This is a genomic window from Streptomyces sp. NPDC005648 (assembly GCF_040605395.1).
Lineage (GTDB): Bacteria > Actinomycetota > Actinomycetes > Streptomycetales > Streptomycetaceae > Streptomyces.
Genome location: NZ_JBEXCS010000012.1, coordinates 126666 through 138854, shown reverse-complemented (window position 1 = coordinate 138854; position 12189 = coordinate 126666). Strand labels below are relative to the sequence as shown.

Below are 12189 nucleotides of genomic sequence, written 5' to 3'. Positions count from 1 at the left end.
TTGTCAGCGCAGGCAGGACGCCTCAAGTGGTTTTGGCCCGGTGTTCGCGTCGCGTCGAGGCGTGGCTACAGCAGTAGCAGGCCGAACGCCGCCCTTCCCCTGATCACCCTTAGTTGAAAGGTCACCCCCCTGTCTCAATTCTCAATAACCTGCCGTTTCCCGGTGTCGATGGGGGCCATGGATGCGCACCTGGACCTGATGCGCGCCCATCCGGACATCGCCGGACGGGTGCTGCGCCTGGAGTACACCTCGGTCAGCCTCAACCCGCAGGCGAGGCTGTTCGGCCGGCGCAGTCTGCTGGAGCAGTTCGACCCCGGCCGGGCCGCCGACCGGCCCGTGCTCGCCGCTTTCAAGGAGAAGCTCGCCTGCCCGTGGGCGCTGTACCACGTGTCGCCGGATCCAGCCCGTCGCGAAGGCGGAGCCGACCCAGCGCAGGCGGGCGATGCGCTCGGTGGAGCGAGTCGACGTGGGCCGGGCATCCACTCTCGGCCGGAGGCTGCAGAGCGTCTCGGAGCGGCACGGCGTCCCCCCGTCGAGGTCGACGCGCGCTCCGGGAGGGTGCGGGCGTGGATCCAACAGCGCGGGCCGGAGCTTCCGACCGTGGAGGAGCTGATGGTCACCGCCCCGTTCCACGTCCGGGACAAGAAGGTGCCGCACTTCGAACGGAAGTGGGCCGCACATCGTGGCAGCCGGTCGTGACGTGCTTTGGGTGCCGACGATTGACAGCCACCCACCAAGAGCGTCATATTGATTACGCGAAACACGCGGCAAAAGCGGTGGGCGGCGGAAGGCACCCTCTCACGAGGGTGTCGGCCCAGGGCGGCAACCCCGACCGAACGTCCCGCCGACCACCTTCACCAACTCGACTCGCCCGCCGGCGCGTGAGCGCCGAAGGACCAAGAGGAGCAGGCCCTCAGTATAGGGCCGCGATCCGAACCGGAGAGTGCAATGTCAAAGGCCCTGAACCCGCGGCGTCGCGTCGTCGGCGACCGTGCCGTGGTCAACCGCGACTGGATCCGCGAGTTCACCGGCGCCAGCGTCGGTACCGCGGCCCGCTGGTACAAGATCCGGCTCGAGCAGCCGGAGGAGCACCGCCACCCGGAGAAGGAGCGTATCGACGGGAGCGACTTCTACGACGAGCAGCAGTTCCGCGACTTCTACATCTGGTTCCAGCAGGAGAAGGCGAGCAAGGTCCTCAAGGCCGACCCCGAGCTGTACGAGGCCGACCCGGAGGACGTCGTCTCCATCAACACGGCCGCCAAGTGGCTGGGCTTCAACGGAGCATCGGCCATCCGCAAGTACCTCAAGGACAACCCCGGCTACTTCCCCAAGCCCCTCGCCGAGCCGGTCGAGGGCCCGACCGGCCGCATGATCCCCGCCTTCCGTGTCGGCGACCTGCAGGACTTCGACAAGAAGCGCACCGGGGACAAGCTCGGCAAGGCAGGCCGCCGCCCCGGGCACCAGGCCGACGCGGCCGTCGGCCGGCCCTCCGCCCTCGAGGAGGCTCTCGCGGCCGAGCTGAGCGCCCGCGCTGGCGGTGAGCCGCTCACCGCCACGCAGCTGGCCGAGCAGTACGCCGCCGAGGCGATCGACCGCGACGGCTACCACCCGGGGCTGGCCGCAGAGCTCAGCGTGCAGTACGGCGGCCCGCAAAGGTCCTGGGAGTACGTCGTGCGCACCGCCCTCAAGCACCGCCCTGCGGCCGCGCCGGCCCGAACGGAAACCGACCGGCGGACGGCCGTCGCCCTGGCCGCCCTGCGCAAGCGCGGCGACATCCGTGGACTCGCTGCCTCCCTCGCCCGCGAGCACGGAGGCAGCCCCGACGTCTGGTCGCGCGCAGTGAACGCGGCCCGCGGGATCGCCGACTCGACCACGGCTCACCCCACACCGAAGGACGAGCCCCGATGACCAGCTACCAGCTCCGCGACACCACCACCCGCCAGCTCCTCGCCCGCGACCTGGCCGACTACGCCGCGGCCGAGACCGTGGCGGACCGCCTCGACGACGAACTGGAACATGCTCTTGCGGCCAATGGCGAAGGCGCCGGCCGCATCCGGCTGCGCCTGGACCTCGAGCAGGTCACCGACGGCGTCACGGAGACCGTCGGCCACCACGTCCTGCTCCTCGGTGTGGACGACGTGCCAGATCTGCTGCCCGCCGTGTGATCGCCACGCGGGAGACGGAATCACCACCACGCGCGGCCACGAGACGCCTGTCTGTGGCCCTCTACCGGGGGCCTCAGCTGTGAGCAGGGTTGCTAACTGAGCGTTTGGTCCTGTCTCGGCCGAGTTGGTGGCGTTTCCTGAGTCCTGCAACGCCGGGGCTGCTGTGTTTGATGCGGCAGTCAACGCGCCCGGGACGCCTGGGAGCCGTTTCGCTCCGACTGCTCCTGTCTGCTCCCAACACACCCCCGAGCGCCGCCCTTTGACCGCTGGCGGGGCCGGCCGCAGTCGGCTACTTCGCAAACATGACTCTGCACGGCCCCTGTCCCAGCGACCTGTCGGACGCCCGCTGGAACCTGATCGAGCCCGTCCTGACTCCTGGCGGGACCAGCGCCGCGCCCACGCACTGGCCATCGGCCGCCCGCCCGAACACGACCTGCGCCAGATCATGAACCCCATCCTGTACGTGGACCGCACCGGCATCCCCTGGCGCTGTCTCCCGCACGACTTCGCTCCGTGGGCCACGGTGTGTCGACGATCAGTTAATTCGGTAATTCCCCGCGATCTACATGATCAGCTTCACAGAATTCCCCATCCTGGCGACCACGGCTTCCCCTGGGGACGGCGCATCCGTCGCTGTGCACTCGGCAGACCATGACCGGCTCTACGATCTGATGCGTCAGCCCGCCGCAGAACCGTACTGGAACATCAACGTTGCCCGGCACCCGGGCATCGAGCGTCATGGCCGGGCAGATGCCTGGCGGACGAGCGCGGTGCGATTGGGGGTGAGGAGGTATGGCAGCAAGGCTCTCAGAGCGGAGGCGAAGGCTCGGACGCGAAGTTCAGCCAGCCTGGTGCTGCTGGCGCCGCCTGGCAGATGATTGATGGCCCCGAGGCTGCACTCGGCGTAGAGCTGGGCAATGCTTGCGTGGCTCTTGGGGCCAGAGTCCCCCAGGATGCCGACATCTGCGACCACTTCAGCCTCGTTCTTCCAGAAGTAGTGGTAAATGGTGATCCGCAGGTCGTGACCGGCATAATCGAAGCCACCATCGACGTCGTTAGGTCCGGTAAATCCCGCCTCCGCCAGGAACCCGAAAACCTCCCGCCCGAGTCGGCGGACCGCTTCCTCCGGCGTCTCTCGCTTGCCCATCCAGTCATCGTCCGGCGGACCAGCCGCCACCGCCAGACCCGGGAGAGGCATGGGATGAGTAAGCCGGTACCCGAGTGTCCGGACTTGAGCGGGACGTAGGGGCCGATGCCCGGAGATCTTTGAGACTGCCCGGAGATCGCCGAGACACGACATTTTCACTATGCGGGGCGGTTTGAGCGTCATGTGACTCTCTGTGGCGGTTCCTCCTATTTGGCCATGGGTGGCGCGGAGTCCGGGATCGAGGAACCTGGTCGTCGCGGAGCTGTCCGTGTTCCTCGTCCCGTGGTTCGGCAGGCCGATGGGCAGCCCGGATGGCGAGGAGAACGTTCGTCGTGGTCGACATCACCGAGATCTACGTCCACTGGTACGCAGGCCGCTCGAAGAGCGCGCTGGCCGCGTCACTGGGGGTGGACCGCAAGACGGTCAGGAAGTACCTGGCTCCAGCGGAGGCGTCCGGGATCACCCCGGACGGACCGCCGATGACCGAGACCGACTGGGCCGGGCTGATCGAGGGTCTTCGGTGGCTGACTCCCAGTCTCCGGCCTCCGGCCAGCGCTCGCCTGCGTCGAGTTCGTGGGTGAGGGTGGACAGCGGCACGATCTCGCCCGGCCGGCGGCCGCGGGTGAGCCGGTTGTGGATGCGGGCGCCGGCGGGCTGCCGTACGCGGGGGTGGAGCAGGGAGGCTGCGGCCACGACGGTGGTGTTGATCTCCTGGGCGGCGGCCGGGTAGTAGGGCTCGTGCGCGAATAGGAGGTGGACGTCCGTGGTGGGGATAGCAGGGCCTTCTGGCGGCCGCGGTGATCCTGGAAGAGTGCGTGATGCTGCGCCCGCTCCCGGCCCGCAACGAGCTGTACGGCTACGGCCTGGCCATCGCGTACCTGGGGATGCATGGCGAGCAGGTGAACATGAAGTTCGAGGCGTGGCGAGAGCTGATTGCTGACGTACGCGCTCTGCGGCTGGACTCGTACGGAATCGCTGAGCGGTTGCGCGGCTGGCGGGCAGTGTAGTTACGTCCTCCGCCTCTTCGTGCGGCGGGATCCAAGAGGCCGGTCAGCCCCTCGTATCCCGCCAGGCCTACTCACCCTTGGGCAGGGCGTGAACTCGACGGCCATTCCTCATCAAGCATCGAATGCACGACCGAGTCCCGCCACCGACCTGCCTTCTTGATGTGGCCTCGGATGATGCCTTCCTCCACCATGCCCGCTGCCGCCATCGTTTTCGCCGAAGCTTCGTTCAGTGGAGATCGGGCGCCCCAGATCCTGTGTAGGCCAATGTCCTCAAATCCAAGTCCCAACAGGAGGCGCACCGTCTCGAGGCCGTAGCCGACCCCCCAGGCATCTGGGCGCAGTGCGAAACCGAAGGTGGCCGCGTGCTGCTGATGTGGGTCGAGGGCGATACGACCGAACCCGATCAAGCCGTTCGTGTCACGCTCGACTACGGCAAGGGCGTACTCGCTTCGGGGCTCCGTCGTGGCCGAGGCAATGGACTTGGCCACGATCTGGCCCACCTGGTCGCGCGTACGCGGTTCGAACGACAGGTGCTCTGTCGCCTCGGGGCTGCCGTAGATGGCGAGTACCGCTTCCGCGTCGTCAAGTGAGAGTTCACGGAGGCCGAGGCGGGGGCCGGAACGCTGGACCGGGTACATGCTGCGGACTCTACCCGGCGGGCAGAGCCGTGCGGCTCGCCGGGAAGACATCGATTTCCTGGCGCAGGTCGCGAGCGATCCTCCCGGTTGCGGCCGGGCTCTGCACCAGGGCCTGCCGCACGCGGAGCGCGGACACGATGATGCCGTTATTGCGGTGTGTGACGGGAAGATCGAGGACCGGTCGCAGAGCTGCAGCGGTCCCGTCGACGTCTCCGCCGTTCAGGCGGACCATCGCGAGGTCGCACTGCGCGCCGGCCAGGTCTCCGAACGCCCAGTCCGGGGACGTGGTGTCGGCGAAGGCGCGCACAGCCTCTTCGGCCTGCATGCCGAGCTCTGGAGTGCCGTGGCCGAGGAGAGCTTCCGACTCCACCACGTAGTACAGCTGCTTCGCTGACGAGTAGGTGAAGAGGCCGCCGAGAGCATCCAGGTCGTCAGGCACGACGCGGTCACGCTGCTCGGTTGCCTGGTGATTGACCCGACGTACCGTCTCGTCGTCGCCGAGCACGGCGGCCGCGCGCGCCTGCAGCCCCAGGAGCCACAGTCCCACGGTTCCACGGAGGGGGCTTGCGATCGTTGCCCCCTGGCTGGCGTAGTGATGCGCGTCGTCGGGCTTGTTTGCCCAGTAGGCGATGAGAGACTTGAGCCCGTCGGTGAGAGCTATGAGACCGGGGTGTTCGGCGTCGCGTGCGCAGGAAGCGGCGACGCGGGTCATGGTCATCGCCTGATGCGGGGCCTGCATGTCGTTGAAGCCCTTAGCGACGAGGAACGACAGCACGGCGCCCTTGAAGTAGAGGTCGCGTAGCTGCGACGGCTTCATCCGACCGCCCTCCAGAAGCCGGAAGACCTGGTCTTGAGCAGTCAGCAAGTCGTCCCAGATTGAAGGGAGGGGTTCGCGGGGGTAGGCGAGCACGAGCCGGTTGACTTCATCGTCAAGTAGCCCCAGCGTGTCGTCGCCCACCGTCCCACGGTCCTTCCCCAGGATGAATTCTTTCGCGCGTTGCACGGCCATCGCGCCCGTCCTTTGCATCTCGATCAGGCCCGCGCCAACCTCGGCACGGGAGTCAGTCAGTGACGTGCCGTTCGGCGAGATGTAGCCCGGCGGCGTACCGGCGGCTACGTCGGTCCACAGGGCCTCGATGGTGTGACCGAGCATCGAAGTGATGACCGGGCGGAAGGCTCGTTGCGGCTTCCGCCCTTCGTACAACCACCCCTCGACGGTCTTGAGCGCTGGTTCTCCGCTACGGTCGCCAAGCTTCCTCGCCGTCTCGCGGTAGAGCTCCCGCACATCCTCGGGGGTGCGTATTCCGCGTTGTTCAAGTGCGAACCGGAAGAACAACACGGCGCCCGCCTCTCATCGGTTTGTCTGGCATGTCACTGTGCCGACGGTAGAGCCCTTCCCTCATCAAGTTGCCCTCTACAGACGTTACTTATCAGTCCGAGGTGAGACCGAGGGGAGTCCGAGGGAAATCCGGGGGCGACCTTCAAAATGCAGCAAAGAGCCGAGGGCGGTTTGGGGGTAGATCCGTCTGCTTGCCGTTGCAACGCTCATACCAGCTCTTAGCGGAGCGTGTCCGAGCGAGCACAGATGTTTCCCGGGAGTACCCGTGACCCAGTCGAATACCACGTCTCCTGCGTTCTTGGAGATCGACAGCGAGCCGAAGTTCCTGTGGGAGGACTGGATGAGCGCGGAGCAGTTCATCGGCCCCAACACGCGGCTGCGTACTCGTCCCCGTCTCAACGCCGCGCGCTGGTCCGGAAACATCGATGCGGCCTGCCGGGTCGCCGCTGTGCTCGCGGACAACGCTGCAAAGCATGGAAAGGCCTTCTACGGCAATCGGATCTGGCTACGGCTCATCTGCTTGGACGAGTCCGACGACCTGGTCATCGAGGTCGACGACGCCGACCCCGACTTCCCGCGCTTCGACGAGGTGGCGACCACAGCAGCCGTGGATGGGAAGCCCACTGGACTGTGGTGGGTGCCTCACTACCGCGGGCGCCTGTCATGGCGGGTGAAGCGGAACGACGCGGATGAGGTCATCGGGAAGACAGTCCAGGTCGTGCTGCCGAAGACGTGGCCCGTGGACTAGCCCCAGGACAGGCCCGCTCCCCCAAAAGACTCCGAGGCCCCCAATGCCCGATTCATTAACGACCAGCGCCCCCTCCGCCCGCAGTGGAGAACGAACGGCGCCCCCCGGTGACATGAACCTGATAGTCAGTCCTGTCGGTGCCGACACGGATCTGCGTGCCGCCCTGGAGGACCTGAAAATGGGGCGCTACGCAGCCACCCACGACCTCCTCGCCAGAACAGCCGAGAACTGGTCACTGCGGGCGAGGCGCTGTCATCAACTGGTGGCCGATGCACGCGATCGCAGCATCATCAAGATGTGGCGGGACGAGGACCCGAACAACCCGCACGCGGTCACTCTCTGGGCCAAGGCCCTGACCGAGGCCGCCCTCGACCTGCACCGCGGCGGCGGAGTCGCCGACGTGGTGGGGCGCGCGGCGGCGATGGCGCAGCAGGAGTGGAAGAGAGCGGAATACCTTTGGCCGAAGTCGCCGGAGCCGTGGATCGGCAGACTCCAACTGGCCCAACTCGTCCTAGACCCAAGCTCTGTTGACCCCTACTGGAACAGGCGGGTCCAGCCGTGGGACCGGCTAAATGACCCGGTGATGCACTTCTTGGGGCCGTGGCCGCTCCTGAACGAAATCAATTGGCGTGATCTCGGCAGTCGGGAAGGCCACCACCGCATGCGCGAGTACTTCATGTACCGCCAAAGCCCCGCTGTCGCCCTGCAGTACGTGCACTGGCTGGTCGCCGGCCGGGTGGTCAATCCCGAACTCCTGGTGCTGCCGCTGTACGCGCTCATGGACGTCTACCGGCAGCGCCACGGCCAAGGCCAGACCGGCGCGCTGGGGTTCTTCCAGACGGAACAGGTGCGGCACTTCGCCGTCCAGGCCTACGACGGATGGTTCGTCCGCGTTCCCCACACCGAGCATGCGTGGCTGTCCCAGTGGGACCTGAACTACCTGGCCCACGCCCTGGTGGCGTGCGGCGAGACCCACCGTGCGGCACGCGTGTTCCAGGCGATGGGCCCCTACGCCGTGCCGCAGCCGTGGCAGGACATCAACGCCAGCCTGGGCCGCTCCAAGGACTGGAGGCACGAGTTCCTCCGCATCCGCTCGTCCGTCCAGCGGTAGAGCGGCCGCCATGAACAGCCGTGCACCGCCTGGCGATCGGCTCCCCGCTCCGCTCTTTGCACCCCTCTTCTGTCGAAAGTGGCTCTCTGGTGACTCATAAACACGCTCGCCCCGTTGAACCGGCCAGTGACGATGATGTTCTCGCAGCCCTCGGAATCAAGCCCGAGCTGTCCCGCAAGATGGGCGCGTTCGGCAACTTCGCGATCAGTTTCTCGGTGATCTGCATCCTGGCCGGCGGGATGTCTTTGTTTGGCTTCGGCCTCGGACACGGCGGGCCCGCGGTGATGATCGGCACCTGGGTCGTGATCGGCTTCTTCACGCTGCTGGTGGGTCTGTCCCTCGCTGACGTCGTCTCCGCCTACCCCACCAGCGGGGGCCCCTATTTCATGGCCGAGAAGCTGGGCGGAGCACCCTGGGGCTGGGTGACGGGCTGGCTCAACCTCCTCGGTCTGCTCGGCGCGATCGCCGGCATCGACTACGGCGCCGCGGCGTTCATCGGGGCTTTCGCCCAGTTGCAATGGGACGTCACCCCGACCTCCGGCGGCACCATGCTGATCTTCGCGGCCATCCTGGTCCTGCACGGACTGCTCAACTCGGCCGGGGTGCGGCTGGTGAACGTGCTGAACTCGATATCGGTGTGGTGGCAGCTCGGGGGCGTCGCCGTCATCGTCGGCGCGCTCACCCTGGCGCCGGCCAAGCACCAGTCGGTGAGCTTCGTCTTCACGCACTTCCACAACGACACTGGCTTCTCCAGTCCGTTCTATGTTGTGCTCATCGGCTCCCTCCTGGCGGGCTACACGTTCTGCGGGTACGACGCCTCCGCGCACGTCGCCGAGGAGACCACCGACGCCCAGAACTCCGTGCCCAGGGGCATCGTCCGCGCCATCGGCTGGTCGTGGGCAGCCGGGTTCGTGCTCCTGGCCGGGCTGCTGTTCGCCATCCAGGACTACGCCAAGACCCAGAACACCGAGACCGGAGTGCCCCCGGCGCAGATCTTCCTCGATGTGCTCGGCGCAAGCGGGGCGAAGGCGCTGCTGCTGATCGTGATCGTCGCGATGCTGTTCTGCGGGAACGCGGAGGTCGCCGCGGCCTCGCGGATGGTCTACGCGTTCTCCCGCAGCGGGGCCTTGTGGGGGTCGAAGAGTTGGCGGAGGGTCAACGCGCGCAGGACGCCGGTCCGGGCGGTCTGGTTCGCGGTCGCCGTCCCCTATGCGCTCGCGTTTCCGGCGCTGTGGTCGCCTGTTGCCTATGGCGCGATCACCGCGATCAACGCGGTTGGGATGATTCCCGCGTACGGGATCCCAGTCTTCCTCGCCCTGCGCAAGGGCCACGCATATCAGCCGGGCACGTGGAGCCTGGGGCGCTGGCGTCGGCCGATCGGCATCATCGCCGTCACCTACGTCGTGATCATCACCGTCGTCTTCTGCCTGCCCCAGTCGAAGCCGATCACCGTCGACTCCTTCAACTATGCCGGCGTGACACTGCTGGTCGCTCTGCTGCTGGCCTGGGGCACGTGGATCGCCGTCGGTAAGCGGGACTACCGGCTCACCACCGCGCACACGGCCCAGCCCGGTGAGGCCCTGCTCGCCGAAGGCGGATTCTGATGAGCGCAGAAACGCCGATCCGCACCGAGACCCCCTGGCTGGCCGACCCAGTCTCACGGGAGGTGCTGGAACGCCTCCTGGAGGAGGAGGCCATCACCGAAATCATGCTGGCTGTCCCGGACCACCTGGGACGACTCCAGGGCAAGATCTTCAACGCCCGAGTCTTCCTCGACCGGATGGCGGACGGTGCCGAGATGTGCTCGTACATCCTGGCAACCGACGTCGACATGGCCCCCCTGGACGGCTTCGACCTCACCGGCTGGAATCAGGGCTACGGCGACTTCCTCGTCCGCCCCGACCTGGCGACCGCCCGCCTGCTGCCGCACCGGCCCGGAACCGCCCTGGTGATCGGTACTCCCTTCGACGGCGCCGTACCCGTCCCCGTAGCCCCCCGCAGCATGCTGCAGACACAGCTCGACCGCCTGGGTGAACTGGGATACCAGGCACGCGTCGGCGTGGAGATCGAGTTCCTGCTCTACACGGATACGCCGTCCGGGCGGACACCGGCATGGCGCGAGAACCTCGACTACGGCCTGCAGCACCCGCCCGCGGTCAGTGACTTCTTCCGCCACGTGAGCGACGCCCTGGGCGATGCCGGCATCGTCCACGAGGCCATCAAAACGGAGGGGGCGGCGGGGCAGGCCGAGGTGTCGTTTGCCTACGGCGACGCGCTGCGCGCCTGTGACGACTATGCCGTCTTCCGGCACGTTGTCCGTGACATCGCCGGACGGCACGGCATGATCCCCGCCTTCATGGCGGCCCCGGAGACGGGTGTCGGCAGCGGCCTGCACCTGCACCTGTCGCTGTGGTCAGATGACGGCACGGCTCACTTCGCCCATCATCCGGGGCAGCCGCTGTCCACGGTGGCCGATCAAGCCGTCGCGGGACTGCTCGGCGTCTTGCCGCACATGGGCCCGTTGTACGCGCCGAACGTCAACTCCTGGAAGCGCTACGGGCCGCACTCGTTCGCCCCTCACTCCTACAACTGGGGCCACGATCACCGCGGTTGCGCCATCCGCCTCACCGGACATGGTGACGGCGCCCACCTGGAGTGCCGCCTGGCGGGCGCCGACGCGAACGTCTATCTCGCACTCGCCTCCTACGTCGCCTCCATGGGCTACGGCATCGAGGAAGAGCTGACCGCGCCGCCGGCCTGCAACGGGGACGCGTACCAGGACCAGAGCGCGATGCCGCTCTACAGCGATCTCGGCGAGGCGCTGCAGCACTTCGACGCCAGCCCCGTGGCCGAGCGCCTGCTCGGCAAGGACGTCGTACGGCACTACTCCCACCTGGCGCGCACCGAGCTCCTGTGGCACCGCACGCACGTCACCGACACGGAACGGCTCCGCGGCGCCCGCTGAAACTCCCTGCCGCCGAGTGAAACTCCCCCCTCGGCGGCAGGGGCACCCTCCTTCCTTTCCCGGGCTGTCGGCGGTCCAGGGGATGAAGGGGACACTTCCGGCCCTGCGCGCCGTGCGTGGAGCGCTGCGGTACAGGGCCGGAAGCCCCTCGGCACCCATGACCAGATGAATCACGGACAGGACCCAGTGACCCTCTTTACCGTCCTCGACGACACCCACCGCCACCTCGACCTGCGCGACAGGATCTCCACGATCCTGCGCACCGTGGCCCCGCTCGTGCAGGAGACGACCGCTCTTCCCCTGCCTCCGGAGGTCCGCTTCCGACTGCTGACTCCTAGCAACTGGCGCAAGGAGTCCCTCCGGGACAAGGAACGCCTGCTTGCCCAGGACGTGCTCGACCTCGGACTGGCGCCCGAAGAGGGCGCTGCCGTTTCCCTCCAGCTCAAGGCCGCTCGTGTCTTCTTGGCCCTGGTCTGGCCGATGGTGGGTGGGGAGACCCACGTGGCCGCCGACGGACAGAGCGAGACCATCATCGCGGCCCGGGCCCTGCACCACATCGGCCTCCTGGCCGCCGAGCCGTGTCTCTACCAGCTGATCGCACACGAGCTGACGCACCATCTGCAGATGGCGGCCCACAGCGCCACGGTGTGGGACACCTTCTTTCCAGACAAGCGCGGGATCACAGCTGGGCATCGCGGCATCTCCACCTTCCTCGAAGGGCATGCCCGCTGGACCGACCGACAGGTCACTGCCCACCTCTTCGGCGCCCAGGTCGACTTCGCTACGCAGGCCCGCCGGTCGTGGCGCTGCCGGCTCACCTCCGCCATCCCCGGCATCCGCAAGGCAGGCCCGAGCAGCGCGGCGTACGAGACCGGAGCTCGCCTGATCGCCCATGCCGTCGGCGCACACGGCATCGACCTGGCCAACCGGGTCTGGAAGGACCCCGACCTGCTGCCCACTGCGGAGGAGGCCGCCGCCCCCGAGACGTGGTGCCAACGCATCGCCGGCTAGCAGTCACCCGGCGGCGCGCGGCCACACCGCGGGCCGCCGGCCCCATCCGTTCCCTCGA

General features: G+C 67.6%; 13 protein-coding genes and 1 pseudogene. 11 read left to right on the top strand and 3 right to left on the bottom strand.

From position 1 onward, the window contains the following. Positions 1–177: 177 nt before the first annotated feature. The 4 genes and pseudogenes from ABZT17_RS10135 to ABZT17_RS10120 all read left to right on the top strand — a co-directional run. Positions 178–699 carry a hypothetical protein gene (locus ABZT17_RS10135; protein ID WP_356346167.1) on the top strand — a complete coding sequence of 174 codons (522 nt, stop codon included), beginning with the start codon at positions 178–180 and terminating at the stop codon, positions 697–699. Positions 700–948: 249 nt separating this feature from the next. Next, positions 949–1908 carry a hypothetical protein gene (locus ABZT17_RS10130; RefSeq protein WP_356346164.1) on the top strand — a complete coding sequence of 320 codons (960 nt, stop codon included), beginning with the start codon at positions 949–951 and terminating at the stop codon, positions 1906–1908. After that, a complete protein-coding gene (locus ABZT17_RS10125; protein ID WP_356346162.1) occupies positions 1905–2165 on the top strand; it encodes a hypothetical protein in 261 nt (86 codons plus the stop codon). The genes ABZT17_RS10130 and ABZT17_RS10125 overlap by 4 nt, the downstream gene beginning before the upstream one ends. A gap of 302 nt (positions 2166–2467) precedes the next feature. Beyond that, a pseudogene (locus tag ABZT17_RS10120) lies at positions 2468–2691 on the top strand (transposase); the annotation flags it as partial. Positions 2692–2901: 210 nt separating this feature from the next. Here ABZT17_RS10120 and ABZT17_RS10115 read toward each other — a convergent pair. Next, on the bottom strand, positions 2902–3312 hold the full coding sequence (locus tag ABZT17_RS10115) for a hypothetical protein (RefSeq protein WP_356346160.1): 411 nt from the start codon (positions 3310–3312) through the stop codon (positions 2902–2904). Between the two features lie 332 nt (positions 3313–3644). Between ABZT17_RS10115 and ABZT17_RS10110 the strand changes: the two genes are divergently transcribed. Together ABZT17_RS10110 and ABZT17_RS10105 are read left to right on the top strand one after the other, a co-directional pair. Further along, positions 3645–3893, top strand: coding sequence for a hypothetical protein (locus ABZT17_RS10110; RefSeq protein ID WP_356346158.1), 249 nt, complete (start codon positions 3645–3647; stop codon positions 3891–3893). 216 nt (positions 3894–4109) lie between these two features. Then, positions 4110–4319 (top strand): hypothetical protein, encoded by a 210-nt coding sequence (locus ABZT17_RS10105; RefSeq protein WP_356346155.1) that lies wholly within the window; start codon positions 4110–4112, stop codon positions 4317–4319. A gap of 71 nt (positions 4320–4390) precedes the next feature. Here the strand turns inward: ABZT17_RS10105 and ABZT17_RS10100 are convergent, their stop codons facing one another. After that, positions 4391–4957: a GNAT family protein gene (locus ABZT17_RS10100; RefSeq protein WP_356346153.1), complete on the bottom strand. Its 567-nt coding sequence runs from the start codon at positions 4955–4957 to the stop codon at positions 4391–4393. 10 nt (positions 4958–4967) lie between these two features. Further along, on the bottom strand, positions 4968–6296 hold the full coding sequence (locus tag ABZT17_RS10095) for a hypothetical protein (RefSeq protein WP_356346151.1): 1329 nt from the start codon (positions 6294–6296) through the stop codon (positions 4968–4970). 298 nt (positions 6297–6594) lie between these two features. Between ABZT17_RS10095 and ABZT17_RS10090 the strand changes: the two genes are divergently transcribed. The 5 genes from ABZT17_RS10090 (at position 6595) to ABZT17_RS10070 (ending at position 12131) form a co-directional block, all read left to right on the top strand. Next, a complete protein-coding gene (locus tag ABZT17_RS10090; protein WP_356346149.1) occupies positions 6595–7044 on the top strand; it encodes a hypothetical protein in 450 nt (149 codons plus the stop codon). A gap of 112 nt (positions 7045–7156) precedes the next feature. Beyond that, positions 7157–8155 carry a hypothetical protein gene (locus tag ABZT17_RS10085; RefSeq protein ID WP_356346147.1) on the top strand — a complete coding sequence of 333 codons (999 nt, stop codon included), beginning with the start codon at positions 7157–7159 and terminating at the stop codon, positions 8153–8155. A gap of 89 nt (positions 8156–8244) precedes the next feature. Continuing rightward, the gene (locus tag ABZT17_RS10080) at positions 8245–9759 is read left to right on the top strand and encodes an amino acid permease (protein WP_356346145.1); all 1515 of its coding nucleotides are present in this window, start codon (positions 8245–8247) and stop codon (positions 9757–9759) included. Next, the gene (locus tag ABZT17_RS10075) at positions 9759–11120 is read left to right on the top strand and encodes a glutamine synthetase family protein (RefSeq protein ID WP_356346142.1); all 1362 of its coding nucleotides are present in this window, start codon (positions 9759–9761) and stop codon (positions 11118–11120) included. Before ABZT17_RS10080 ends, ABZT17_RS10075 begins: the two co-directional genes overlap by 1 nt. Before the next feature lie 186 nt (positions 11121–11306). Next, positions 11307–12131, top strand: a complete 825-nt coding sequence (locus ABZT17_RS10070; RefSeq protein ID WP_356346140.1) for a zinc-dependent metalloprotease — start codon at positions 11307–11309, stop codon at positions 12129–12131. Positions 12132–12189: the final 58 nt, after the last annotated feature.